Genomic DNA, 25,170 nt, shown 5'->3' on the forward strand with positions numbered 1-25,170 from the left:
TTCGCAGATACGCTCTTTAAAAATCTACAGCCGATAAGTGTGGACGCTTGATGGCAGCGGTCCTGATCTCCGGATCAGGTCAGCAAAAGTATCAAGAGTCTCACACAAAAGTAAGTCAGGTTTGTGAAGCAATTCATTAACCTGTCAGCTTTGAGTGAGCGACCGGTTCATTATGAACCGAAAACAGTAACAGGTATTGAACTGAAGAGTTTGATCCTGGCTCAGATTGAACGCTGGCGGCATGCCTTACACATGCAAGTCGAACGGCAGCACGGGTGCTTGCACCTGGTGGCGAGTGGCGAACGGGTGAGTAATACATCGGAACATGTCCTGTAGTGGGGGATAGCCCGGCGAAAGCCGGATTAATACCGCATACGATCTACGGATGAAAGCGGGGGACCTTCGGGCCTCGCGCTATAGGGTTGGCCGATGGCTGATTAGCTAGTTGGTGGGGTAAAGGCCCACCAAGGCGACGATCAGTAGCTGGTCTGAGAGGACGACCAGCCACACTGGGACTGAGACACGGCCCAGACTCCTACGGGAGGCAGCAGTGGGGAATTTTGGACAATGGGCGAAAGCCTGATCCAGCAATGCCGCGTGTGTGAAGAAGGCCTTCGGGTTGTAAAGCACTTTTGTCCGGAAAGAAATCCTGAGGGCTAATATCCTTCGGGGATGACGGTACCGGAAGAATAAGCACCGGCTAACTACGTGCCAGCAGCCGCGGTAATACGTAGGGTGCGAGCGTTAATCGGAATTACTGGGCGTAAAGCGTGCGCAGGCGGTTTGTTAAGACCGATGTGAAATCCCCGGGCTCAACCTGGGAACTGCATTGGTGACTGGCAAGCTAGAGTATGGCAGAGGGGGGTAGAATTCCACGTGTAGCAGTGAAATGCGTAGAGATGTGGAGGAATACCGATGGCGAAGGCAGCCCCCTGGGCCAATACTGACGCTCATGCACGAAAGCGTGGGGAGCAAACAGGATTAGATACCCTGGTAGTCCACGCCCTAAACGATGTCAACTAGTTGTTGGGGATTCATTTCCTTAGTAACGTAGCTAACGCGTGAAGTTGACCGCCTGGGGAGTACGGTCGCAAGATTAAAACTCAAAGGAATTGACGGGGACCCGCACAAGCGGTGGATGATGTGGATTAATTCGATGCAACGCGAAAAACCTTACCTACCCTTGACATGGTCGGAATCCTAGAGAGATCTGGGAGTGCTCGAAAGAGAACCGATACACAGGTGCTGCATGGCTGTCGTCAGCTCGTGTCGTGAGATGTTGGGTTAAGTCCCGCAACGAGCGCAACCCTTGTCCTTAGTTGCTACGCAAGAGCACTCTAGGGAGACTGCCGGTGACAAACCGGAGGAAGGTGGGGATGACGTCAAGTCCTCATGGCCCTTATGGGTAGGGCTTCACACGTCATACAATGGTCGGAACAGAGGGTCGCCAACCCGCGAGGGGGAGCTAATCCCAGAAAACCGATCGTAGTCCGGATTGCACTCTGCAACTCGAGTGCATGAAGCTGGAATCGCTAGTAATCGCGGATCAGCATGCCGCGGTGAATACGTTCCCGGGTCTTGTACACACCGCCCGTCACACCATGGGAGTGGGTTTTACCAGAAGTGGCTAGTCTAACCGCAAGGAGGACGGTCACCACGGTAGGATTCATGACTGGGGTGAAGTCGTAACAAGGTAGCCGTATCGGAAGGTGCGGCTGGATCACCTCCTTTCTCGAGCTAATACCGCGAAAGTTGAGCGTTCACGCTTATCGGCTGTAAATCAAGACAGACTCAGGGGTCTGTAGCTCAGTCGGTTAGAGCACCGTCTTGATAAGGCGGGGGTCGTTGGTTCGAATCCAACCAGACCCACCAATTGTCTGGCGGTAGAAACCTGAGACGTCTCTGTATGGGGGCATAGCTCAGCTGGGAGAGCACCTGCTTTGCAAGCAGGGGGTCGTCGGTTCGATCCCGTCTGCCTCCACCAATCTTCAATGACAAACGTTCGGGTCAGTTGACTCGAGTCTTTGTCATTGGCGATTGAGCCAGTCAGAGGATATTGAAAGATATCGGCTGTCGTTCTTTAACAATCTAGAAGAAGTAGTAATTTGGATAGCGGAAGCGTCTATTGAGATGGGCGTGGAAACTATCCGGGTTGTGATTGTATCGATGTATCTCAAGATGATTCGAACTTCATGTTCGGCTCAATTGGAATACGGCACAAATGCGAGAACTCAACCTGTAGCGGCCTGTCAAGCGAAAGCGAGACAGACTCGTTATAGGGTCAAGCGAACAAGTGCATGTGGTGGATGCCTTGGCGATCACAGGCGATGAAGGACGCGGTAGCCTGCGAAAAGCTACGGGGAGCTGGCAAACGAGCTTTGATCCGTAGATGTCCGAATGGGGAAACCCACTCCTTTTGGAGTATCCATAGCTGAATACATAGGCTATGTGAAGCGAACGCGGTGAACTGAAACATCTAAGTAACCGCAGGAAAAGAAATCAACCGAGATTCCCAAAGTAGTGGCGAGCGAAATGGGAAGAGCCTGTACTCTTTATTTGTATTGTTAGTCGAACGCTCTGGAAAGTGCGGCCATAGCAGGTGATAGCCCTGTAGACGAAAACAGTATGAAAGAACTAGGTGTACGACAAGTAGGGCGGGACACGTGAAATCCTGTCTGAAGATGGGGGGACCATCCTCCAAGGCTAAATACTCGTGATCGACCGATAGTGAACCAGTACCGTGAGGGAAAGGCGAAAAGAACCCCGGGAGGGGAGTGAAATAGATCCTGAAACCGCATGCATACAAACAGTCGGAGCCTCGTAAGGGGTGACGGCGTACCTTTTGTATAATGGGTCAGCGACTTACGTTCAGTAGCAAGCTTAACCGAATAGGGCAGGCGTAGCGAAAGCGAGTCCGAATAGGGCGTTCAGTTGCTGGGCGTAGACCCGAAACCAAGTGATCTATCCATGGCCAGGATGAAGGTGCGGTAACACGTACTGGAGGTCCGAACCCACTAACGTTGAAAAGTTAGGGGATGAGCTGTGGATAGGGGTGAAAGGCTAAACAAACTTGGAAATAGCTGGTTCTCTCCGAAAACTATTTAGGTAGTGCCTCGTGTCTCACCTTCGGGGGTAGAGCACTGTCATGGTTGGGGGGTCCATTGCGGATTACCCCGCCATAGCAAACTCCGAATACCGAAGAGTGCAATCACGGGAGACAGACATCGGGTGCTAACGTCCGGTGTCAAGAGGGAAACAACCCAGACCGCCAGCTAAGGTCCCCAAATATAGCTAAGTGGGAAACGAAGTGGGAAGGCTAAAACAGTCAGGAGGTTGGCTTAGAAGCAGCCACCCTTTAAAGAAAGCGTAATAGCTCACTGATCGAGTCGTCCTGCGCGGAAGATGTAACGGGGCTAAGCTATATACCGAAGCTGCGGATGCATATTTATATGCATGGTAGGAGAGCGTTCCGTAAGCCTGCGAAGGTGCATTGTAAAGTGTGCTGGAGGTATCGGAAGTGCGAATGCTGACATGAGTAGCGATAAAGGGGGTGAAAGGCCCCCTCGCCGTAAGCCCAAGGTTTCCTACGCAACGTTCATCGGCGTAGGGTGAGTCGGCCCCTAAGGCGAGGCAGAAATGCGTAGCTGATGGGAAGCAGGTCAATATTCCTGCACCATTGTTAAATGCGATGGGGGGACGGATCGCGGAAGGTTGTCCGGGTGTTGGAAGTCCCGGTCGCTGCGTTGGAGAAGGCACTTAGGCAAATCCGGGTGCAGAATTCAAGGGCGTGGCGCGAGCTTCTTAGGAAGCGAAGCAATTGGAAGTGGTTCCAAGAAAAGCCTCTAAGCTTCAGTTTAACAGTGACCGTACCGCAAACCGACACAGGTGGGCGAGATGAGTATTCTAAGGCGCTTGAGAGAACTCGGGAGAAGGAACTCGGCAAATTGGTACCGTAACTTCGGGATAAGGTACGCCCCTGTAGCTTGACTGGCCTGCGCCAGAAGGGTGAAGGGGTTGCAATAAACTGGTGGCTGCGACTGTTTAATAAAAACACAGCACTCTGCAAACACGAAAGTGGACGTATAGGGTGTGACGCCTGCCCGGTGCCGGAAGATTAAATGATGGGGTGCAAGCTCTTGATTGAAGTCCCGGTAAACGGCGGCCGTAACTATAACGGTCCTAAGGTAGCGAAATTCCTTGTCGGGTAAGTTCCGACCTGCACGAATGGCGTAACGATGGCCACACTGTCTCCTCCCGAGACTCAGCGAAGTTGAAGTGTTTGTGATGATGCAATCTCCCCGCGGCTAGACGGAAAGACCCCATGAACCTTTACTGTAGCTTTGCATTGGACTTTGAACCGATCTGTGTAGGATAGGTGGGAGGCTATGAAACCGGAACGCTAGTTTCGGTGGAGCCGTCCTTGAAATACCACCCTGGTTTGTTTGAGGTTCTAACCTTGGCCCGTGATCCGGGTCGGGGACAGTGCATGGTAGGCAGTTTGACTGGGGCGGTCTCCTCCCAAAGTGTAACGGAGGAGTACGAAGGTACGCTAGGTACGGTCGGAAATCGTGCTGATAGTGCAATGGCATAAGCGTGCTTAACTGCGAGACCGACAAGTCGAGCAGGTGCGAAAGCAGGTCATAGTGATCCGGTGGTTCTGTATGGAAGGGCCATCGCTCAACGGATAAAAGGTACTCTGGGGATAACAGGCTGATACCGCCCAAGAGTTCATATCGACGGCGGTGTTTGGCACCTCGATGTCGGCTCATCTCATCCTGGGGCTGTAGCCGGTCCCAAGGGTATGGCTGTTCGCCATTTAAAGAGGTACGTGAGCTGGGTTTAAAACGTCGTGAGACAGTTTGGTCCCTATCTGCCGTGGGCGTTGGATATTTGAAGGGGGCTGCTCCTAGTACGAGAGGACCGGAGTGGACGAACCTCTGGTGTACCGGTTGTCACGCCAGTGGCATCGCCGGGTAGCTATGTTCGGAAGAGATAACCGCTGAAAGCATCTAAGCGGGAAACTCGCCTTAAGATGAGATATCCCTGGAGGCTTGACCTCCTTGAAGGGTCGTTCGAGACCAGGACGTTGATAGGTCAGGTGTGTAAGCGCAGTAATGCGTTCAGCTAACTGATACTAATTGCCCGTAAGGCTTGATCCTATAACCAGTCTGCGCCGATGTTCGCAGGTGCCAAGGCACCGCGATTATCCCGTCCTGAGCCCAAGCTCAGGATCTTGGAGCGCGACAGGTCATACAGATGGAGTCTCGTGTGCTGATACACACAACCCCGTTACTACTTCTTCGAGATTGGTCGTGGCGCTCATAGCGACGCGACAACCCCTTTAGCCTGATGACCATAGCGAGTCGGTACCACCCCTTCCCATCCCGAACAGGACCGTGAAACGACTCCACGCCGATGATAGTGCGGATTGCCCGTGTGAAAGTAGGTAATCGTCAGGCTTCCCTTCATGACAACCCCCGTTGCCCAAAGGCAGCGGGGGTTTTGTCTTTTCCAGCTGCTGGATAGTAGCGCAGCGTAAAATCGCCACATTCGTCCGAATGTCGAGCGCTCCATGCATGCCTCCGTTGAATTCGCCCGTGCCGTCTGCCCGCACGATTGCCCTGACACATGCGCGCTTCGCGTTTCGGTCGACGGCGAGGGCCGTGTCATCAAGGTCAATGGCGACCCCGATCATCCGCCTACTCAAGGCGTGCTCTGCACCAAGGTGAGCCGCTACGCGGAGAGAATCTATCATCGCGAGCGCTTGGATACCCCTCTGAAGCGAATCGGGCGCAAGGGCGAAGGGCACTTCGAACCGATCGGCTGGGATGAAGCGAATCGAATCATAGCCGGGCATCTCGGTGAAATCGCTCGGCGCGCGCCGGAGGCGATCGTCCCTTACAGCTACGCCGGCACCATGGGCCTGATCCAGGGCGAAAGCATTGCCCAGCGTTTCATGAATGTGCTTGGCGCCTCGCGTCTCGAGCGCACGATCTGTTCGTCGGCTGGGTCGGCCGGCTTGCGTTACACCTATGGCGCAAGCGTGGGAATGCATGTCGACTTCTTCGAGGAAAGCGAGCTGATCCTGATCTGGGGCGCGAATCCAATTGCCTCGAGCGTGCACTTCTGGACGCGAGCGCAGGAAGCAAAACGGCGCGGCGCTCGCCTGATCGCCATCGATCCCTATCGCTCGCTAACCGCGGACAAATGTCATCAACATATTGCGATTCGGCCTGGAACCGATGCTGCCTTCGCGCTTGGCATGATGCATGTGCTGATCACCGAAGACCGGCTCGACCACGCCTACGTACACGACTGCACGCATGGCTTCGATGAGCTGAAAGCTCGGGCGCTGTCTTATTCACCCACGCGCGTAGCCGAAATCTGTGGCATATCCGAAGCGGAAATCGTCGATCTTGCTCGTATCTACAGCCAAACCCGAAAATCGGCGATTCGCCTCAACTACGGGATGCAGCGGACCCGAGGTGGCGGTAACGCCACGCGCGCCATCGCGAGCTTGCCGGCCCTGACCGGTGCCTGGCGCGATCGCGCGGGCGGTTTGCTGATGTCGGCCTCGGAATGGGCGCCGGTGAATTCGGTGGCATTGGGCCGTCCCGATTTGCTGCCGGGTTGGCCGAACAAGCTGCCGAGATCAATCAATATGAACGCCATTGGCGACGCCTTGCTGCATCCCGGCGATGCCGATTTCGGTCCAAAAATCGAAGCGCTGATCGTCTACAACTCGAATCCGGTGGCGGTGGCCCCGGATTCGGTCAAGGTGGCGAGCGGATTCGCCCGAGAAGATCTCTTCACCGTGGTTCTGGAGCATTTCCAGACCGACACGGCTGATTATGCCGACCTCGTGCTGCCGGCCACGATGCAACTCGAGCACCTCGACGTCCATAAATCCTACGGCCACACCTATGTCATGGCCAACCTGCCGGCGATCGCGCCGATCGGCGAATCGAGGCCGAATACCGAGATCTTTCGCGGTTTCGCCCGCGCGATGGGACTGACCGAGCCCGCTCTATATGAAGACGACGAAACGCTTGCGCGCGTGTCCTTGCGCTGGGATGATCCGGCACTCGATTGCGATTGGGATACGCTGAAAGAGAAGGGGTGGCAAAAGCTGAAGCTGGCTGATGCGCCGTTTGCAAACGGTGGATTTCGCACGCCTTCCGGGAAATGCGAGTTCTATAGCGAGCGGCTTGCGCAAATTGGCCTCGACCCGGTGCCTGACTATCTGCCGCCGCACGAATCTCCCGATGGTGCTCCGGAGTTGGCAGCACGTTATCCGCTCGCGATGATCTCGCCGCCGGCGCGCCATTTCCTGAACAGCACCTTCGTCAACATCGAGAGCCTTCGCGCGACGGAGCGCGAACCCCGTCTCGAACTGCATCCCGACGATGCCGCTGCGCGAGACATCGACGACGGCGATATGGTGCGCGTGTTCAACGACCGCGGTTCCATGCAGGCTCGCGCGATGATTACCGAGCGGGCGCGCCGTGGCCTCGTGGTTGGCCTGTCGATCTGGTGGAAGAAATTCGCGTCGGACGGCTGCAACGCCAACCAGGTGACGAGCCAGGCGTTGACCGACCTCGGCAACGCCGCGACTTTCTACGACTGCCTGGTCGAGGTCGCGCGCGCTTGATGGCAAGCAAGCGCAGGGCGCGCGTTCGATCTGCGGCGGAATCGTGGCGAAAGCGCGGTGAACGGGATCGAACACGAGCCAAGCCCGTAGTGGAAGTTGGAAAGGAGTGTCTAACCCGGTTGTTTCGAAGCAGCCGAGCGGCTAGGATGCGTTTTTAGCACGACCATTCGAAAATCAGTGAGGAGACGTGTTGCATGGACAAGATTTGGCTGAAATCGTACCCACCCGGCGTTCCGGCCGAAATCGATCCATCGCGTTATCCGACCGTACCCGACCTGCTCGATGAGAGTTTCCGTTCGTATCGCGACCGGGCCGCTTTCATCTGCATGGGCAAGTCGTTGAGCTATGGCGAACTCGATGCGATGTCGCGCAAGCTCGGCGCTTGGTTCCAGTCGCGCGGCCTCGCGCGCGGCGCGCGCATCGCGATCATGATGCCGAACGTGCTCCAGTATCCCGTCGCGATTGCTGCCGTGCTGCGCGCCGGTTATACGGTGGTCAACGTCAATCCGCTCTACACGCCTCGCGAGCTCGAGCATCAGCTGACGGACAGCGGCGCTGAAGCGATCGTGATCCTCGAGAACTTCGCGGCCACCCTCCAGGCGGTGATCGACAAGACGGCGGTCAAGCATGTTGTCGTGGCGGCGATGGGCGATCTGCTCGGCTTCAAGGGCTTGATCGTCAACTACGTCGTGCGCAAGGTGAAGAAGATGGTGCCGGCCTGGCAACTGAAGTCCTTCACGCGCTTCAATGCCGCGTTGGCCGAGGGCGCGCGCCAGACATTCGCGGCGCCGAAGCTCGGCCCGGACGACGTCGCCTTCCTCCAGTACACGGGTGGCACGACCGGGGTCGCGAAAGGCGCGACGCTGTTGCAGCGGAACATCGTCGCCAACGTGCTGCAGTCGGAGGAGTGGCATGCGCCGGCCTATACCAAGGTGCCGGGCCTGTCGCAGTACATCACGGTCGCCGCCTTGCCGCTCTATCACGTGTTCGCGCTGACCGTCTGCGGCTTCCTGACCATGCGCACCGGCGGTACCGCGCTGCTGATCCCCAATCCGCGCGACATCGGCGGCATGTTCAAGGAGCTCAAGCGCTACTCGGTGTCGACCTTCCCGGCCGTCAACACGCTCTACAACGCGATGCTGAATCATCCCGATTTCGGCCAGCTCGACTTCTCGAAGCTGGCGGTCGCGAATGGCGGCGGCATGGCGATCCAGGAAAGCGTCGCGAAGCGCTGGTACGAGAAGACCGGCACGCCGATTGTCGAGGGTTACGGCCTGTCCGAAACCTCTCCCGTGGTCAGCTGCAATCCGGTGACCGCGACCGAGTACACCGGCACCATCGGCCTGCCGGTGTCGTCGACCGAAATCTCGATTCGCGACGACGACGGCAAGGAAGTCCCGCTCGGCCAGCCCGGCGAGATCTGCATCCGCGGCCCGCAGGTGATGGCGGGTTACTGGAATCGCCCCGACGAAACCGCCAAGGTCATGATGGCCGACGGCTTCTTCAAGTCCGGCGATATCGGCGTGATGGACGAGCGCGGCTACGTGAAGATCGTCGATCGCAAGAAGGACATGATCCTGGTCTCGGGCTTCAACGTCTATCCGAACGAGGTGGAGGACGTGGTGGCCTCGCATCCGGGCGTGTTCGAGGTCGCCGCGGTGGGCGTGCCCGACGAGCATTCGGGCGAGGCCGTGAAGCTGTTCGTGGTGAAGAAGGATCCGGCACTGACCGACCAGGACATCATTGCCTACTGCAAGGAACGATTGACGGGCTACAAGCGGCCGCGCTTCATCGAATTCCGCACTGAATTGCCGAAGACCAACGTCGGCAAGATCCTGCGCCGCGAACTGCGCGACGGCAAGATCTGATCCGGGCGGGCTTCCACCTCGACGGGCGTCGCATGAGCGGCGCCCGTTTTCGTTTGGATGCTAGTCGCTCGTGCGCGCCGAAAGTGGCCAAGAAAAAAGGCGCCCCGCGGGGCGCCTTCGAGGCTGCTACATATCGTTATTCCACGCTTGTTCGTCAGAACTTGTGACGGATGCCGACCTGGGCGGCCACCTGGTTCGGCGTGGCCGAGGCCGTGATGTTGTTGATCGACGCGACCGCACGGTTGCCGGTCGAATCGTAGCCGAGCGCGTGTTGATAGACGCCGATCGCATACAGATCGGTGCGCTTGGACAGGAAGTAGTCGACGCCCAGGTTCACCTGGTGATACTGCGCCGCCGACTGGCCGTTGACCTTCGAGCCGCGCGTGTAGTCGTAGGCGATACCGGCCAGCAGCGCCGGAGTCAACTGGTACTTGAAGTTCGCTTCGACGTTGTTGAACACGGCGTCGCCGCGCAGGTTCAGCGGGTTCAGGCCCGTGCCGCCGGTCGAGCCGACCGCGTCGAAGCGCGTGTAGCTGTAGGTGACACCGAGCGTTGCCGCGCCGATCGAATAGGCGCCGGCCGCAGCGACGATCTCGAGCGTGTTGGCCGAGGCGTAGCCGCGGTAGACCGGGCTCGTCATGTTCAGGCCCGAGGTCGAGGTGGCCGTGTTCGCGTTCGGGTTGTTGCCGAAGAACGAGTAGTTCGGGTTGCGCGCGTTCACGTAACCGACGCCCAGGGCGAGCGGGCCGTTGTTGTAGCCGGCACCGACCGAGAAGATCTGGTTGCGGCCCGGCTGGCCGGCCACGCCGCCCAGGCTGTACAGGCCGCCGAACTGGAAGCCGCCATACACCGGACTGGTGTACTTGACCGCGTTGTTGACGCGGTTGGCGTTGTTCATGTTGTCGAGGTCGCCCGGATGCGCGCCGATATAACCCGCCCACTGGCTGCCGGTGGCGAGCGCGCCGGTGTAGTCGACCACCGAGTCGTATTGGCGACCCAGCGTGACCTTGCCCAGCGAATCGCTCGACAGGCCGACGTAGGCTTGGCGACCGAACATCGCGCCACCCTGGCCAAGCGAGCCATTCGAGATGCTGAAGCCGTTTTCGAGCACGAAGATGGCCTTGAGCCCGCCGCCGAGATCCTCGGCGCCTTTCAGGCCCCAGCGGCTGCCTTGCAGCACGCCGCTCGACTGTTGCCACTGCCGGGCGCCATTCGCATTGTTGTTGAAGAGAATGCCGGCATCGATGATGCCGTACAGCGTGACGCTGCTCTGCGCGTGGGCCGCGCCAGCAAACGCACTCAGCGCGACGAGCGCGAGAAGCGACTTTTTCATTCAACGATCTCCAAGGATTACAGAATGATTTTTATCTGGCGGGGCGTATGGTTTTCATTGATCGGGTGCCCCGCCGTACTTCTGAGTAGCCGGTCGTACTGTAGCGCAAGGCTTTTTCACGAAAAAGCAAAAGCCCCGGCGTGAGCCGGCTCATGTTTCCTTTTGGCAACAATGGTTAAAATCGGGGGTTTACCGCAATGTTCGCGGCAGAATCGGTTCAGTTATTGCAACAAACAACTGACGAAACGCCTGCCGCGGGGCGGCTGACCGGAGGTAGCGAATGCTGTTCGATGAACTGATCAATGAATTCGACCGGGGCCTGCGAGCGATCGCGGGCGTGAGTCGCATGACGCGTCCCTTGCCGGTGCCGGCCGACGACACGTCGCCGGAACTGGATGCCGAGGCGCGCAAGCACGCGGCCGGGCTGATGCGTGTCAACCATGTCGGCGAGGTCTGCGCGCAGGCGCTGTACCAGGCGCAGAAGCTGTCGACCTCGTCGCCGTCGCTGAAGGCGCTGTTCGAGGAATCGGCGCGCGAGGAGGAGGATCACCTCGCCTGGACCATGCAGCGGCTGCGCTCGCTGGACTCGCGGCCGAGCCTGCTAAACCCGCTCTGGTACGGCGGGGCGCTCGCGATCGGCCTGGTGGCCGGGCGGCTCGGCGACAGGGCAAGCCTGGGCTTCATGGCCGAGACGGAGCGCCAGGTCGAGCGGCACCTTGACAGCCATCTGTCCGAGCTGCCGAGCGGCGATGCCGCCTCGCGCGCGATCGTCGAGCAGATGCGTGACGACGAGGCCAAACACGGCCGCACCGCCGCCGATGCGGGCGGCGCCGAGCTGCCGATGCCGGCTCGCTGGTTGATGCAGGCCGCCTCGAAAGTCATGACGAGGACTGCCTACTATCTGTAGCATCCGCGGTGGGGCGCGGCGACTGCCGCGTCCACCGTCCCACCCCGAGAATCCGGACTTTCCCGCCCGCCGAACCCCCGCCCTCACACCGCCTTGCGCGCGACTTTTCACGTATCACATTCACAAGTTGCACTAGCTCATTAATTTATAACGAGTTTTGGTTTGAGGGTCGGCTTGAGGACTTGCACGTAAGTCCTTGTTCTAACTAACAAAATTCGTCAAAAAATCGTCAGCCTCCCTTGACCGTCCCTGACCCTTCCTCTAAAGTGGGAGACAGTGTGAGAAAGTGTATTTTTGTGTGATCCAGAGAGCGGTTCCGGGTAGATTCTGAGCCAATTGGGCGGGTGCCGAGGCACCCCGATCGGGAGAGCGGAAAGTGTTCCAAGGGGCGTCGGCGCTGACGCTCGATGCGAAAGGACGGATGTCGGTGCCGTCTCGCTATCGCGAAGCGCTGCAAGGACAGGCAGAAGGACGGGTGACTGTGACCAAGCACCCGGACGGCTGCCTGTTGCTGTTTCCGCGCCCCGAATGGGAGGTATTCCGCGCCAAGATCGCCGCGCTGCCGATGGACGCGCACTGGTGGCGCCGCATTTTTCTCGGCAACGCGTCGGATGTCGATCTCGACAGCGCGGGCCGGATTCTCGTATCGCCCGAGCTGCGCATGGCAGCCGGGCTGGAAAAGGAAGTCATGTTGTTGGGAATGGGTAGTCACTTCGAGCTGTGGGATTCGCAGACCTACACCGCGAAGGAGCAGGCGGCGATGGCGCAGGGCATGCCCGATGCGCTGAAGAACTTCACGTTCTGATTGCGGTGACGGAGACGCCCGCGATGGGAAACGAATTCCAGCACCGCACGGTGCTGCTCGACGAGGCGGTGGACGCGCTCGTGACGCGGCCCGACGGCATCTATGTCGATGGCACCTTCGGTCGCGGCGGCCATAGCCGCCTGGTGCTCGACCGGCTGGCGGAAGGCGGCCGGCTGATCGCTTTCGACAAGGATCCGCTGGCGATCGAGACGGCCAGCCGAATCGGCGATACGCGCTTCTCGATCGTGCATGACAGTTTTGCGTCGCTCGGCGGCGCGCTGGCCGAACGTGGCGTGGGTCGCGTGACGGGCGTGTTGCTGGATCTGGGCGTGTCCTCGCCGCAGATCGACGATCCCGAGCGCGGTTTCAGTTTCCGCGCGAACGGCCCGCTCGACATGCGGATGGACACGACACGTGGCGAATCGGCGGCCGACTGGCTGGCCCGCGCGTCGCTGCAGGAACTGACGGAGGTGATACGAGATTATGGGGAAGAACGGTTTGCTTTTCAGATTGCAAAGGCGCTTGTTGCTCGCCGGGCAGAATCCGATCGTCTCGGGCCCCTCGACAGCACGGGCGAGCTTGCCCAAATCGTGGGTCACGCCGTCAAGACACGTGAGAAAGGCAAGGATCCGGCAACCCGCACCTTTCAGGCTATACGGATTCACGTCAATCAAGAGCTTGCGGACCTGCAGGTCGTTCTAGAGTCCGCGTTGTCGTCGTTGGAGCAAGGGGGGCGGCTGGTCGTGATCAGCTTTCATTCGCTCGAGGATCGGATCGTCAAACGTTTCATGCAGGCGCACGCGAGTGCGCCGGCGGTCGACCGCCGCCTGCCGATCCGTGCCGTCGACCTCCCTTCGCCGCCCCTGAAGCTGCTCGGGCGCAAGTTCCCGGGCGAGGCCGAAGTCGCCGCCAATCCGCGCGCTCGGTCGGCCGTGATGCGCATCGCGGAGCGCGTCGCGCCATGAACCGCCTCAACATCTTCCTGCTGATCATCGTGATGGGCTGCGCCTTGTCGGTCGTCAACTCGACCAACCAGCAGCGCCAGATCTTCTTCCAGTTGCAGCGCGCGCAATCGCAGGAGCACCAGCTCCAGCAGGACTACGCGCAGTTGCAGTATCAGCAGAGCGCGTTGTCCAAGACGTCGCGTATCGAACAGCTCGCCAACGATTCGCTCAAGATGCAGCCGATCGTGACCGGCCGCACCCAGTACCTGACGCTGCCCACCGGCGCCGCGAAGGCCGTCGACGCGCCGCTGCCGAGTTCGGCCGCGGCCGGCGGCCCGGGGAGCGGACGATGAAACAGCGCCAGTCGAAGTCGAGCGCGAAATCGAGCGTCAAGTTCGCGTCGAGCCCGGTGCTGTCGGTGCACCTGCCGATGTGGCGCTCGAAGCTGGTGGTCTTCATGCTGTTCATGGCCTTCGTGGCCCTGGCCGCGCGCGCCTTCTGGATCCAGGGCCCCGGCAACGCCTTCTACCAGAAGCAGGGCGAGAGCCGTTATCAGCGCACGCTCGAATTGCCGGCCACGCGCGGCAAGATCCTCGACCGCAACGGACTGGTGCTGGCCACCAGCCTGCCGGTGCGCGCCATCTGGGCGATTCCCGAATCGGTGCCGGACGATCTCGGCGCCGACAAGCTTACCCAGCTCGGCCAGTTGCTCGACATGAGCTCGACCGAGCTGCGCCGCAAGCTGTCCGAGGACAAGAGCTTCGTCTACGTGAAGCGGCAGGTGCCGATCGAGGTGGCCGACAAGGTCGCCGCGCTCGATATCCCCGGCATCTACGCCCGCAACGAATACAAGCGTTTCTACCCGGAAGGGGAGATCACGGCTCACCTGATCGGCTTCACCAACGTCGAGGACGAGGGGCAGGAAGGCGTCGAGCTGGCCGACCAGAAGATGCTGGCCGGCATCCCGGGCAGCCGCCACGTGATCAAGGACCGCGTCGGGCATATCGTCGAGGATGTCGACGAGCAGATGCCGCCGCACAACGGTACCGACGTCGACCTCTCGATCGACAGCAAGATCCAGTACATCACCTACGCGAACCTGAAGGCCGCCGTCGACAAGTTCCACGCCAAGGCCGGCGCGGCGGTCGTGGTCGACGTGCGCACCGGCGAGGTGCTGTCGCTGGTCAACTACCCGACCTACAACCCTAACGACCGTTCCCACCTGACCGGCGAGCAGTTGCGCAACCGCGTGCTGACCGACGTGTTCGAGCCCGGCTCGATCATGAAGCCGTTCACGGTGTCGCTCGCGCTGGACTTGCATCGCGTCTCGCCGACCACGCTGGTCGACACCGGCAACGGCCATTTCGTGCTGGACGGCGCGCCGATCTCGGACGATGCCGGTTTCGGCGTGCTGACGGTGGGCGGCGTGATCCAGAAATCGAGCAACATCGGCGCGACCAAGATCGCCATGACGATGCGGCCCGAGGAAATGTGGAATATGTATACCAGCATCGGTCTCGGCCAGGCGCCGAAGGTCGGTTTTCCCGGCGCGGCGGCGGGCCGCCTGCGGCCCTGGAAGAGCTGGCGCCGCATCGAGCAGGCCACCATGTCCTACGGTTATGGCCTGTCGGTCTCGCTGTTCCAGCTCGCGCATGCCTACACGGCGATCGCGCACGACGGCGAACTGATGCCGCTGTCGATCTTCAAGGCCAGCGAGACCCAGCCGCCGCAAGGCCCGCAGGTGTTTTCGCCGACCACCGCGCGCGAAGTGCGCGAGATGCTGGAGAGCGTGGTCACCAAGAACGGCACCTCGCCCGACGCGGCGGTGCCGGGCTATCGCGTCGGCGGCAAGAGCGGCACGGCCTACAAGCAGGTCGGCCGCGGTTACGACCACAAGAAGTACCGCGCCTCCTTCGTGGGCATGGCGCCGATGCCGAATCCGCGCATCGTGGTCGCCGTGTCGGTCGACGAACCGACCGCGGGCAGCCACTTCGGCGGCCAGGTTTCGGGGCCCGTGTTCTCGGCGATCGTCGGCGATACGCTGCGCGCGCTGAACGTGCCGCCCAACATGCCGGTCAAGCAGCTGGTGGTGTCCGACGACACGGCGCCGGCGCCCGGCGCACCGAAATCCGCCGGCGCGCAGAAGCTGGCCGCGCTGCCCGCGAGCCATCTCAGCGTGTCGAGTTCGGCACACAATCGCCCAGGAGTCGTTCGATGAGCGCCGTCCGCAGTTCCCATCCGGCGCACTCCACCATCGCAGCCGCGCTCGCGTGGCTGCGCGCGCATGCACAGCCCGGCGCGAACCTGTATTCCGATTCGCGCGCCGTGCAGGCGGGCGACGTGTTCCTGGCCTATGCCGTGGACGGTGTCGACAACCGCTCGCATATCGCCGGTGCGCTGGCGCGCGGCGCGGCGGCCGTGCTGGTGCAGCCCGACGGTTTCGCGATCGACGCTCTCGACCCCACCGTCACGCACGCGGTGCCGGATCTCGGCGCGTTGGCCGGCGAGATCGCCAGCGGCTGGTACGGCGACCCGAGCGACGCGATGTTCGCGGTCGGTGTGACGGGCACCAACGGCAAGACCTCCTGCACGCAATGGATCGCCACCGCGCTGAGCGCGTTGCGCACCCCCTGCGCGGTGATCGGCACGCTCGGCAGCGGCATGCCGGGACGCCTGGTCGCGACCGGCTTCACCACGCCCGATGCGCCGCAATTGCAGCGCAGCCTCGCGCAACTGCGCGACGAGGGCGCCAAGGCGGTGGCCATGGAGGTGTCCTCGCACGCGCTGCAGCAGGGCCGCGTCAACGGCACCGCCTTCGACGTCGCCGTGTTCACCAACCTGACCCAGGATCATCTCGACTACCACCGGACCTTCGAGGCCTACGAAGCCGCCAAGGCGAAGCTGTTCGCCTGGCGCGGGCTGCGCCATGCCGTGGTCAATCGCGACGACGCGGCAGGCGCCCGCCTGCTCGCCACGCTGGCGGGGCGCGTGCGCACCGTCGCCTACGGCATCGACGAGCGCGCCGATGCGCCCGAGGCCGATCGCCAACTGATCGCGCACGAGGTGCGCGCGACCGCGACGGGCACGGCGTTCCGGCTCGAATCCTCATGGGGTTCGGCCGAGGTCGAGGTCGGCACGCTCGGCCTGTTCAATGTCAGTAACCTGCTGGCCGTGCTCGGCACGCTGCTGGTCGCCGACGTGCCGTTCGAGGCTGCGCTGACCGAACTGCGCAGGCTCGAGTCGGTCAATGGCCGCATGCAGCGGCTCGGCGGCCGGGTCGCCAACGACGAACCGCTGGTGGTGGTCGATTACGCCCACACGCCGGATGCGCTGGAGAAGACGCTCGAGGCCTTGCGGCCGATCGCCGAGGCACGCGGCGGCGCGCTGGTCTGCATGTTCGGCTGCGGCGGCGATCGCGACGCGACCAAGCGTCCGCTGATGGGCGGCATCGCCGAGCGGCTCGCCGATCGCGTGGTGGTGACCAGCGACAACCCGCGCAGCGAGCCGCCGCTGGCGATCCTCGAGCAGATCGTGGCCGGCATGAAGACGCCCGCCGCCGCGCTGCGCATCGAGGACCGCGCCAGCGCGATCCTGCAGGCGGTGCGAGGCGCCGCGCGCGAGGACGTGGTGCTGCTGGCCGGCAAGGGACACGAGGCAACACAGGAAATCATGGGCAAGAAGCGGGAGTTCTCGGATCAGGATCACGCGCGGCTGGCATTGGCCGCACGCGCGACGCAGGCGCATGGAGGCGGCGAATGACGATGCTGACACTCCAGCAGGCCGCCGCGCTGATTCCGGGCGCCATCGTGACGGGCGACGGGAACGTCTCGTTCTCGCGCGTGTCCACCGACAGCCGCAGCGTGGGCGAGGGCGACCTGTTCGTCGCGCTCAAGGGCGAGCGTTTCGACGCGCACGACTTCCTGGCCGACGTGGCCGCGCGCGGCGCGAACGCGGCGCTGGTGTCGCGCGAAGGCGCGCAGGCCTCGCTGCCGCAACTGCAGGTGGCCGATACGCGCCTGGGGCTGGGCGCGCTGGCGCACGGCTGGCGCCAGCGTTTCGCGATCCCGCTGGTGGCGGTGACCGGCAGCAACGGCAAGACCACGGTCAAGGAGATGATCGCCTCGATCTTCGCGGCCGCGGTCGGCATCGACGCTCGCCTGTCGACGGCCGGCAACTTCAACAACGACATCGGCCTGCCGCTGACGCTGTTGCGCCTGAGCGCTGCGCACCGGCTCGCCGTGATCGAACTGGGGATGAACCATCCCGGCGAGACGCAGACGCTCGCGAAGATCGCCGCGCCGACGGTCGCCTTGGTGAACAACGCGCAGCGCGAGCACCAGGAATTCATGGCGACCGTCGAGGCGGTCGCGCTGGAACACGCGTCGGTGATCCACGCGCTGGCGCCGGACGGCGTCGCGGTGTTTCCGGCCGACGACAAGTACGCGGGCATCTGGCGCGTCGCGGCGACCGGCAACGCGATCCTCGATTTCGCGCTGAACGACGCGGACCGAAGCACGGCTGCCGCCGTGACCGGAACCATGTCGGGCGGCGTGCTGGCGATCGAGACGCCGGTTGGGCGCGTCGAGGTGCGCCTGCAGGCGCTCGGCGCGCACAACGCCCGCAACGCGTTGGCGGCCACCGCCGCGGCGCTCGCCTCCGGCGTCGCGCTCGAGGCGATCCGCGCCGGCCTGGAAGCCTTCGAGCCGGTGAAGGGGCGCCTGCAGGTCAAGCGCGCGGCCGTCGGCTCGCTGGCGGGCGCGATGCTGATCGACGACACCTACAACGCGAACCCCGATTCGATGCGGGCCGCGATCGACGTGCTGGCCCAGCAGGCCTCGCCGCGCGTGCTGGTGATCGGCGAGATGGGCGAGGTCGGCGACGAAGGGCCGGCCTTCCATCGCGAGATCGGCGCCTACGCGCGCGAACGCGGCATCGACGCGCTGTATGCGACGGGCGATGCCACGCGCGACGCCTGCGCGGCCTATGGCGACACGGCCCGGCATTTCGACGATGTCGGCGCGCTGCTCGCGGCCCTCGACGCGGCCGGCTTCGGCGCGGCGGCGACGGTGCTGGTGAAGGGCTCGCGCTATACGCGCATGGAGCGCGTGGTCGACGCGCTGACGAACCAACCCGCGACGGGCGTGACGCCCGGCGCACACTGAGAAGGAAAGTAAGCAATGTTGCTGGCGCTGGCGCAATGGCTGCAAGGTGACGCAAGCTTTTTGCGCTTGTTCACATACCTGACGTTCCGTGCGGTGATGGCCACCATCACCGCGCTGGGCATCGGCCTGGTCTGTGGCCCCTGGGTGATCCGCAAGCTTACCGAAATGAAGGTCGGCCAGGCCGTGCGCAAGGACGGCCCGCAGACGCACCTGGTGAAATCGGGCACGCCGACCATGGGCGGCGTGCTGATCCTGATCGGCATCGCGGTCGCGACCCTGCTGTGGGGCGACCTGACCAACCGTTTCATCTGGATCGTGATGCTGGTCACCTTCGGCTTCGGCGTGGTCGGCTGGGTCGACGACTACCGCAAGGTGGTCCACAAGGACCCGCGCGGCATGTCGTCGAAGGAGAAGTATTTCTGGCAATCGCTGATCGGGCTGTTCGCGGCGGTCTACCTCGCCTTCAGCGTCTCGGAAGCCAGCAACGTGCGCGTGTTCGACCTGTTCATGGCCTGGGTGCGCAGCGGCCTGTCGATGGGCCTGCCGGCGCGCGCCGACCTGATGCTGCCCTTCCTCAAGTCGATCAGCTATCCGCTCGGCGTGTGGGGCTTCATCGCGCTGACCTACCTGGTGATCGTCGGCGCGAGCAATGCCGTCAACCTCACCGACGGCCTCGACGGCCTGGTGATCATGCCGGTGGTGCTGGTGGGTTCCTCGCTGGGCATCTTCGCCTACGTGATGGGCAGCTCGGTCTATTCGAAATATCTGCTGTTCCCGCACATCCCCGGCGCCGGCGAGTTGCTGATCTTCTGCTCGGCGATGGGCGGCGCGGGCCTCGCCTTCCTCTGGTACAACACGCACCCCGCGCAGGTGTTCATGGGCGACGTCGGCGCGCTGGCGCTGGGCGGCGCGCTCGGCACGGTGGCGGTGATCGTGCGCCAGGAAATCGTGCTGTTCATCATGGGCGGGATCTTCGTCGCCGAAACGCTCTCCGTGATGCTGCAGGTCACCTGGTTCAAGTACACCAAGCGCCGCTACGGCGAAGGGCGCCGCATCTTCAAGATGGCGCCGCTGCATCACCATTTCGAATTGTCCGGCTGGAAGGAAACGCAGGTGGTGGTGCGTTTCTGGATCATCACCCTGATGCTCTGTCTGTTCGGTTTGTCCACCCTCAAGCTGCGGTAAAGGGATAGCAAGGATGTCTGGCGAGATGTTTGGAGATCGGCAACGGCCGATGGTGCTGGTGCTGGGGCTCGGTGAATCGGGTCTCGCGATCGCGCGTTGGTGCGCGAGGCACGCCTGTCCGCTGCGGATTGCGGATACGCGCGAGGCGCCGCCGAATCTTGCCGCGCTGCGCGAGGCCGTCGCCGAGGCGGAATTCGTCGGCGGTTCGTTCTCGCCCGCCCTGCTCGACGGTGGCATCGAACTGGTCGCCCTGAGCCCGGGCCTGTCGCCGCAGGAGCCCGCGCTGGCCGCGCTGCTGGCGGCCGCGCGCGAACGCGGCATCCCGGTGTGGGGCGAACTCGAATTCTTCGCGCGCGCGCTGGCGGCGCTGGCCGCGAACGGTTACGCGCCCAAGGTGCTGGCGATCACGGGCACCAATGGCAAGACCACCACCACCAGCCTGACCGGGCTGCTCTGCGAACGCGCCGGGCGCTCGGTGGCGGTGGCGGGCAATATCAGCCCGGCCATGCTCGACAAGCTGTCGGCCGCGATCGACGCGGCCGCGCTGCCGGACGTGTGGGTGCTCGAGCTGTCGAGCTTCCAGCTGGACAGCGCGGAAAGCTTCGCGCCCGACGCGGCCGCCGTGCTCAACATCACGCAGGATCACCTCGACTGGCATGGCGGCTTCGAAGCCTATGCGGCCGCCAAGGGCCGCATCTTCGGGCCGCGCACGGTACGCGTGCTCAATCGCGGCGACGCTGAAGTCATGAAGTTCGTGCCGCCGGCGGCCGCCGCCGACGCGCCGCGTGTCGTCACCTTCGGGCTGGACGAGCCGAGCCGCGAGGGCGATTACGGCCTCGCGCGCGATAACGGCATCAACTGGCTGGTGGAAGCGGTTGATCGCGACGGCAACGACGAACCGGTCTCGCCGCGTCGCCGCAAGGCCGAAGCCGCCGCCGCGCCGAACCTGGTTTCCAAGCGGCTGATGCCGGCCGACGCGCTGCGCATCCGCGGCCTGCACAACGCCGCGAACGCGCTGGCCGCGTTCGCGCTGGCGCGCGCGATCGAGCTGCCGCCCGCCGCGCTGCTGCACGGCCTGCGCGAGTACCGCGGCGAAGCCCATCGCGTCGAGCTGATCGCCTCGCTCGACGGGGTCGACTACGTCGACGACAGCAAGGGCACCAATGTCGGCGCGACGGTCGCCGCGCTCGACGGCTTGGCGCAACGCACCGTGCTGATCGCCGGCGGCGACGGCAAGGGCCAGGCGTTCGCGCCGCTCGCGGCGCCCGTGGCGCGCTGGTGCCGCGCCGTGATGCTGATCGGCCGCGACGCGCCGCTGATTCGCGAGGCGCTCGCCGAGACCGGCGTGCCGCTGGTCGAGCACGCCACGCTCGAGGCGGCCGTGCAGGCCGCCAGCGTGATGGCCGAGCCCGGCGACGTGGTGCTGCTGTCGCCGGCCTGCGCGAGCTTCGACATGTTCACCGGCTACGCGCATCGCGCCGCCGTGTTCCGCAGCGCACTCGAAGACATCGCACTCGATCGAGGTACGACGCTATGAGCTGGTCCGACCGTTTCGTCTCCCGTTTCATCGGCCAGCGCGAGGCCGGCGGCGCCGCCTCCGTCGCCCGCGCCGCCACCGGTCGCGCCGCCTCGGCCGCCAGCGGCCTGGCCGCCGGGCTCGGTGGGGTGCGCCCGACGCGCTCGCGCATGCTCGATTTCGACTACTCGCTGATGTGGGTGGCGATCGCCCTGCTCGGGCTCGGCGTGGTGATGGTCTATTCGGCGTCGATCGCGATGCCCGATTCGCCGAAGTACGCCGCCTATCACGACTACGCCTTCCTGCTGCGCCATATCGTGTCGCTGACGGTCGCCTTCGTGGCGGCCGTGTTCGCGTTCCGGGTGCCGATCGCGACCTGGGACAAGTACGCGCCGCACCTGTTCCTGCTGGCGCTGGTGGCCCTGGCGATCGTGCTGGTGCCGCACGTCGGCAAGGGCGTGAACGGCGCGCGCCGCTGGATTCCGCTGGGCATCACCAACATGCAGCCGTCCGAGATCATGAAGCTCGCGGTGACGATCTACGCGGCCAACTACACGGTGCGCAAGCAGGAGTACATGCAGAGCTTCGCCAAGGGCTTCATGCCGATGGCGGCCGCGGTCGGCCTGGTCGGCATGCTGCTGCTGCTAGAACCCGACATGGGCGCCTTCATGGTGGTGGCCGCGATCGCGATGGGCGTGCTGTTCCTCGGCGGCGTGAACGGCAAGCTGTTCGGCGGCCTGGTGGCCACCGCGGTCGGCACCTTCACGATGCTGGTCTGGCTCTCGCCCTGGCGGCGCGAGCGGATCTTCGCCTATCTCGATCCCTGGGACGAGCGCTACGCGCAGGGCAAGGCCTACCAGCTCACCCACTCGCTGATCGCCTTCGGTCGCGGCGAGTGGTTCGGCGTCGGCCTGGGCGGTAGCGTCGAGAAGCTCAACTACCTGCCCGAGGCGCATACCGACTTCATCCTCGCCGTGATCGGCGAGGAGCTCGGCTTCGTCGGCGTGCTGGTGGTGATCCTGCTGTTCTACTGGATCGTGCGCCGGGCCTTCGAGATCGGCCGCCAGGCGCTCGCGCTCGACCGTACCTTCGCGGGGCTGATGGCCAAGGGCGTCGGCATCTGGTTCGGCGCGCAAGCCTTCATCAACATGGGCGTGAACCTCGGCCTGCTGCCGACCAAGGGCCTTACGCTGCCGCTGGTCAGCTACGGCGGCTCGGGCATCCTGCTCAACTGCATCTCGCTGGCGGTGCTGCTGCGCGTCGACTACGAGAACCGGGTGCTGATGCGCGGAGGCAAGATATGAGCGCCAAACCGCGCACGCTGATGGTGATGGCGGGCGGCACCGGGGGCCATGTGTTCCCGGGGCTGGCCGTCGCCCATCGGATGGAAGCGCAGGGCTGGCGCGTGGTGTGGCTCGGCAATCCAGCCGGCATGGAAGCGAGCCTGGTGCCCAAGCACGGCATCCCGATGGAGCCGGTGCGCTTCGGCGGGCTGCGCGGCAAGGGCCTGAAGACCAAGCTGACGCTGCCCTTCAACCTGCTGCGCGCCTGCGCGCAGAGCCTCGGCGCGTTGCGCCGCGTGCAGCCCGACGTGGTGCTCGGCATGGGCGGCTACATCACCTTCCCGGCTGGCGTGATGACGGCGCTCACCGGCCGCCCGCTGGTGCTGCACGAGCAGAATTCGGTCGGCGGCCTGGCCAACAAGGTGCTGGCCAAGCTGGCCCGGCGCGTGCTGGTGGCCTTCCCCGGCGCCTTGCCGAAGGCCGAGTGGACAGGCAACCCGATTCGCGACGAGCTCGCGCATTGCGCGCCGCCGGCCGCGCGCTACGCCGCGCGCAGCGGTTCGCTGCGCCTGCTGGTGGTGGGCGGCAGCCTGGGCGCGGCCGCGCTCAACGAAGTGGTACCGCGCGCGCTGGCGCTGCTCTCGCCCGAAAGCCGTCCGCGGGTGGTGCATCAGGCCGGCGCCAAGCATATTGACGCGCTGCGCGCGAACTACGACGCGGCGGGGCTCGCGGCCGGCCAGGACGTCGAGCTGCTGCCCTTCATCGACGACATGGCCGCGGCCTATGCGAACGCCGACCTGGTGATCTGCCGCTCCGGCGCGATGACGGTCTCGGAGATCGCCGCGGTGGGCGTAGCCGCCCTGTTCGTGCCGTTCCCGCACGCGGTCGACGATCACCAGACCACCAACGCCGCCTTCCTGGCCGACCAGGGCGCGGCGGTCCTCGTACAACAACGCGACCTGTCGGCCGAGCTGCTCGCCGACTGGCTGCGCGGCCAGACGCGCGACTCGCTCGCGCAGATGGCCGAACGTTCGCGCTCGCTCGCGAAGCCCGATGCCACCGATGTGGTCGCGCGCGCGTGCGCGCAGGCCGCGGGCGCGAACCTGGAATCGAAGTCATGAAACACATCGTCAAACACATCCATTTCGTCGGCATCGGCGGCGCCGGCATGAGCGGTATCGCCGAGGTGTTGGTCAATCTCGGCTACCAGGTCAGCGGCTCCGACCTGTCGCGCAATGCCGTGACCGAGCGGCTGGAGGCGCTCGGCGCGCGCGTGGCGATCGGCCACGACGCGGCCAATATCGAGGGGGCGAACGCCGTGGTGGTGTCCACCGCGGTGCGCTCGGACAATCCCGAGGTGCTGGCCGCGCGCCGGCTGCGCGTGCCGATCGTGCCGCGCGCGGTGATGCTGGCCGAGCTGATGCGCCTGAAGCAGGGCATCGCGATCGCCGGCACCCACGGCAAGACCACCACCACCAGCCTGGTGGCCAGCGTGCTGGCCGCGGGCGGCCTGGACCCGACCTTCGTGATCGGCGGCCGCCTGATCAGCGCCGGCGCCAACGCCCGGCTCGGCTCGGGCGACTTCATCGTGGCCGAGGCGGACGAGTCGGATGCCTCGTTCCTGAACCTGTATCCCGTCATCGAGGTGATCACCAACATCGATGAAGACCATATGGATACCTACGGGCACGATTTCGCGCGCCTGAAGCAGGCCTTCATCGAGTTCACCCAACGGCTGCCGTTCTACGGCAGCGCGGTGGTCTGCGTCGACGATCCGAACGTGCGCCAGATCATTCCCTTCATTTCCAAGCCGGTGGTGCGCTACGGCCTGTCGCCCGACGCCGAGGTGCGGGCCGAGCAGGTCGATGCGCGCGACGGCCGCATGCACTTCACGGTGATCCGCGACGGCCACGCGCCGCTGCCGGTGGTGCTGAACCTGCCGGGGCTGCACAACGTGCAGAACGCGCTGGCGGCGATCGCGATCGCCACCGATCTCGGCGTGGCGGACGCGGCGATCCAGCAGGCGCTGGCCGATTTCAACGGCGTGGGCCGGCGCTTCCAGCGCTACGGCGAACTCGCCGCGGCCGACGGCGGCAGCTACACGCTGATCGACGACTACGGCCATCACCCGGTCGAGATGGCGGCCACCATCGCCGCGGCGCGCGGGGCGTTCCCGGGCCGCCGGCTGGTGCTGGCGTTCCAGCCGCATCGCTATACGCGCACGCGCGACTGCTTCGAGGATTTCGTCAACGTGCTGTCGACCGTCGACGCGCTGGTGCTGACCGAGGTCTACGCGGCCGGCGAGGCGGCGATCCCGACCGCCAGCGGCGAGGCCCTGTCGCGCGCGCTGCGCGAGATCGGCCGGGTCGATCCGAGCTTCGTGGTCGGCGTCGACGAGGTCCCGGCCGCGCTCGCCCAGGTGGTGCGCGCGGGCGATGTGGTGATCACGATGGGCGCGGGGTCGATCGGCGCGGTGCCGGGCCGGATCGCGCAGCAACAGCAACAGAAGGGATGAC

Annotated in this window: 15 protein-coding genes, 2 tRNA genes and 3 rRNA genes; 19 read left to right on the forward strand and 1 reads right to left on the reverse strand. The window is 63.7% G+C overall.

Features of this window, described 5'->3' with window-relative positions; genetic code table 11:
* Positions 1-198 precede the first annotated feature (198 nt).
* From BM43_RS26065 to BM43_RS26095, 7 genes are all read left to right on the forward strand, one after another.
* Positions 199-1,731 (forward strand): 16S ribosomal RNA (locus BM43_RS26065).
* Positions 1,732-1,795: 64 nt separating this feature from the next.
* A tRNA-Ile gene (locus tag BM43_RS26070) sits at positions 1,796-1,872 on the forward strand.
* A gap of 36 nt (positions 1,873-1,908) precedes the next feature.
* Positions 1,909-1,984: transfer RNA gene (locus tag BM43_RS26075), tRNA-Ala, on the forward strand.
* A 295-nt stretch (positions 1,985-2,279) separates the two neighbouring features.
* Positions 2,280-5,159: ribosomal RNA gene (locus BM43_RS26080) — 23S ribosomal RNA — on the forward strand.
* Between the two features lie 186 nt (positions 5,160-5,345).
* A 5S ribosomal RNA gene (rrf, locus tag BM43_RS26085) occupies positions 5,346-5,459 on the forward strand.
* The 16S, 23S and 5S rRNA genes sit together here with 2 tRNA genes alongside, the layout of an rRNA operon.
* Before the next feature lie 113 nt (positions 5,460-5,572).
* The gene (locus tag BM43_RS26090; protein WP_036048373.1) at positions 5,573-7,651 is read left to right on the forward strand and encodes a molybdopterin-containing oxidoreductase family protein; all 2,079 of its coding nucleotides are present in this window, start codon (positions 5,573-5,575) and stop codon (positions 7,649-7,651) included.
* A gap of 194 nt (positions 7,652-7,845) precedes the next feature.
* Complete coding sequence (locus BM43_RS26095) at positions 7,846-9,519, forward strand: long-chain fatty acid--CoA ligase (protein WP_036048370.1); 1,674 nt, start codon at positions 7,846-7,848, stop codon at positions 9,517-9,519.
* A 154-nt stretch (positions 9,520-9,673) separates the two neighbouring features.
* Here BM43_RS26095 and BM43_RS26100 read toward each other — a convergent pair whose 3' ends face one another.
* Complete coding sequence (locus BM43_RS26100; RefSeq protein ID WP_036048368.1) at positions 9,674-10,852, reverse strand: porin; 1,179 nt, start codon at positions 10,850-10,852, stop codon at positions 9,674-9,676.
* Positions 10,853-11,132: 280 nt separating this feature from the next.
* Here BM43_RS26100 and coq7 point away from each other — a divergent pair, with 280 nt between their 5' ends.
* The 12 genes from coq7 (at position 11,133) to murC (ending at position 25,169) form a co-directional block, all read left to right on the forward strand.
* Positions 11,133-11,759, forward strand: coding sequence for a 2-polyprenyl-3-methyl-6-methoxy-1,4-benzoquinone monooxygenase (gene coq7, locus BM43_RS26105; RefSeq protein ID WP_025096863.1), 627 nt, complete (start codon positions 11,133-11,135; stop codon positions 11,757-11,759).
* Between the two features lie 376 nt (positions 11,760-12,135).
* Entirely contained in the window at positions 12,136-12,564 is a 429-nt protein-coding gene (mraZ, locus tag BM43_RS26110) for a division/cell wall cluster transcriptional repressor MraZ (RefSeq protein WP_013696541.1), read from the forward strand.
* A gap of 23 nt (positions 12,565-12,587) precedes the next feature.
* Positions 12,588-13,529 (forward strand): 16S rRNA (cytosine(1402)-N(4))-methyltransferase RsmH, encoded by a 942-nt coding sequence (gene rsmH / locus BM43_RS26115; RefSeq protein ID WP_036048366.1) that lies wholly within the window; start codon positions 12,588-12,590, stop codon positions 13,527-13,529.
* Entirely contained in the window at positions 13,526-13,861 is a 336-nt protein-coding gene (ftsL, locus tag BM43_RS26120) for a cell division protein FtsL (protein WP_013696543.1), read from the forward strand. Before rsmH ends, ftsL begins: the two co-directional genes overlap by 4 nt.
* Positions 13,858-15,726: a peptidoglycan D,D-transpeptidase FtsI family protein gene (locus BM43_RS26125; protein ID WP_036048364.1), complete on the forward strand. Its 1,869-nt coding sequence runs from the start codon at positions 13,858-13,860 to the stop codon at positions 15,724-15,726. Before ftsL ends, BM43_RS26125 begins: the two co-directional genes overlap by 4 nt.
* Positions 15,723-17,267, forward strand: coding sequence for a UDP-N-acetylmuramoyl-L-alanyl-D-glutamate--2,6-diaminopimelate ligase (locus BM43_RS26130; protein ID WP_036048362.1), 1,545 nt, complete (start codon positions 15,723-15,725; stop codon positions 17,265-17,267). The genes BM43_RS26125 and BM43_RS26130 overlap by 4 nt, the downstream gene beginning before the upstream one ends.
* Positions 17,264-18,670, forward strand: coding sequence for a UDP-N-acetylmuramoyl-tripeptide--D-alanyl-D-alanine ligase (locus tag BM43_RS26135; RefSeq protein ID WP_036048360.1), 1,407 nt, complete (start codon positions 17,264-17,266; stop codon positions 18,668-18,670). The genes BM43_RS26130 and BM43_RS26135 overlap by 4 nt, the downstream gene beginning before the upstream one ends.
* 15 nt (positions 18,671-18,685) lie before the next feature.
* On the forward strand, positions 18,686-19,855 hold the full coding sequence (gene mraY / locus BM43_RS26140; RefSeq protein WP_013696547.1) for a phospho-N-acetylmuramoyl-pentapeptide-transferase: 1,170 nt from the start codon (positions 18,686-18,688) through the stop codon (positions 19,853-19,855).
* 25 nt (positions 19,856-19,880) lie between these two features.
* Positions 19,881-21,392 (forward strand): UDP-N-acetylmuramoyl-L-alanine--D-glutamate ligase, encoded by a 1,512-nt coding sequence (gene murD / locus BM43_RS26145; RefSeq protein WP_036048358.1) that lies wholly within the window; start codon positions 19,881-19,883, stop codon positions 21,390-21,392.
* Entirely contained in the window at positions 21,389-22,675 is a 1,287-nt protein-coding gene (gene ftsW, locus BM43_RS26150; RefSeq protein WP_013696549.1) for a putative lipid II flippase FtsW, read from the forward strand. Before murD ends, ftsW begins: the two co-directional genes overlap by 4 nt.
* Positions 22,672-23,775, forward strand: a complete 1,104-nt coding sequence (gene murG / locus BM43_RS26155; protein ID WP_013696550.1) for an undecaprenyldiphospho-muramoylpentapeptide beta-N-acetylglucosaminyltransferase — start codon at positions 22,672-22,674, stop codon at positions 23,773-23,775. Before ftsW ends, murG begins: the two co-directional genes overlap by 4 nt.
* Complete coding sequence (gene murC / locus BM43_RS26160; RefSeq protein ID WP_036048356.1) at positions 23,772-25,169, forward strand: UDP-N-acetylmuramate--L-alanine ligase; 1,398 nt, start codon at positions 23,772-23,774, stop codon at positions 25,167-25,169. The genes murG and murC overlap by 4 nt, the downstream gene beginning before the upstream one ends.
* The last annotated feature ends 1 nt before the right edge of the window (position 25,170 follow it).

The sequence above is a fragment of the Burkholderia gladioli genome (genome assembly GCF_000959725.1).
GTDB lineage: Bacteria > Pseudomonadota > Gammaproteobacteria > Burkholderiales > Burkholderiaceae > Burkholderia > Burkholderia gladioli.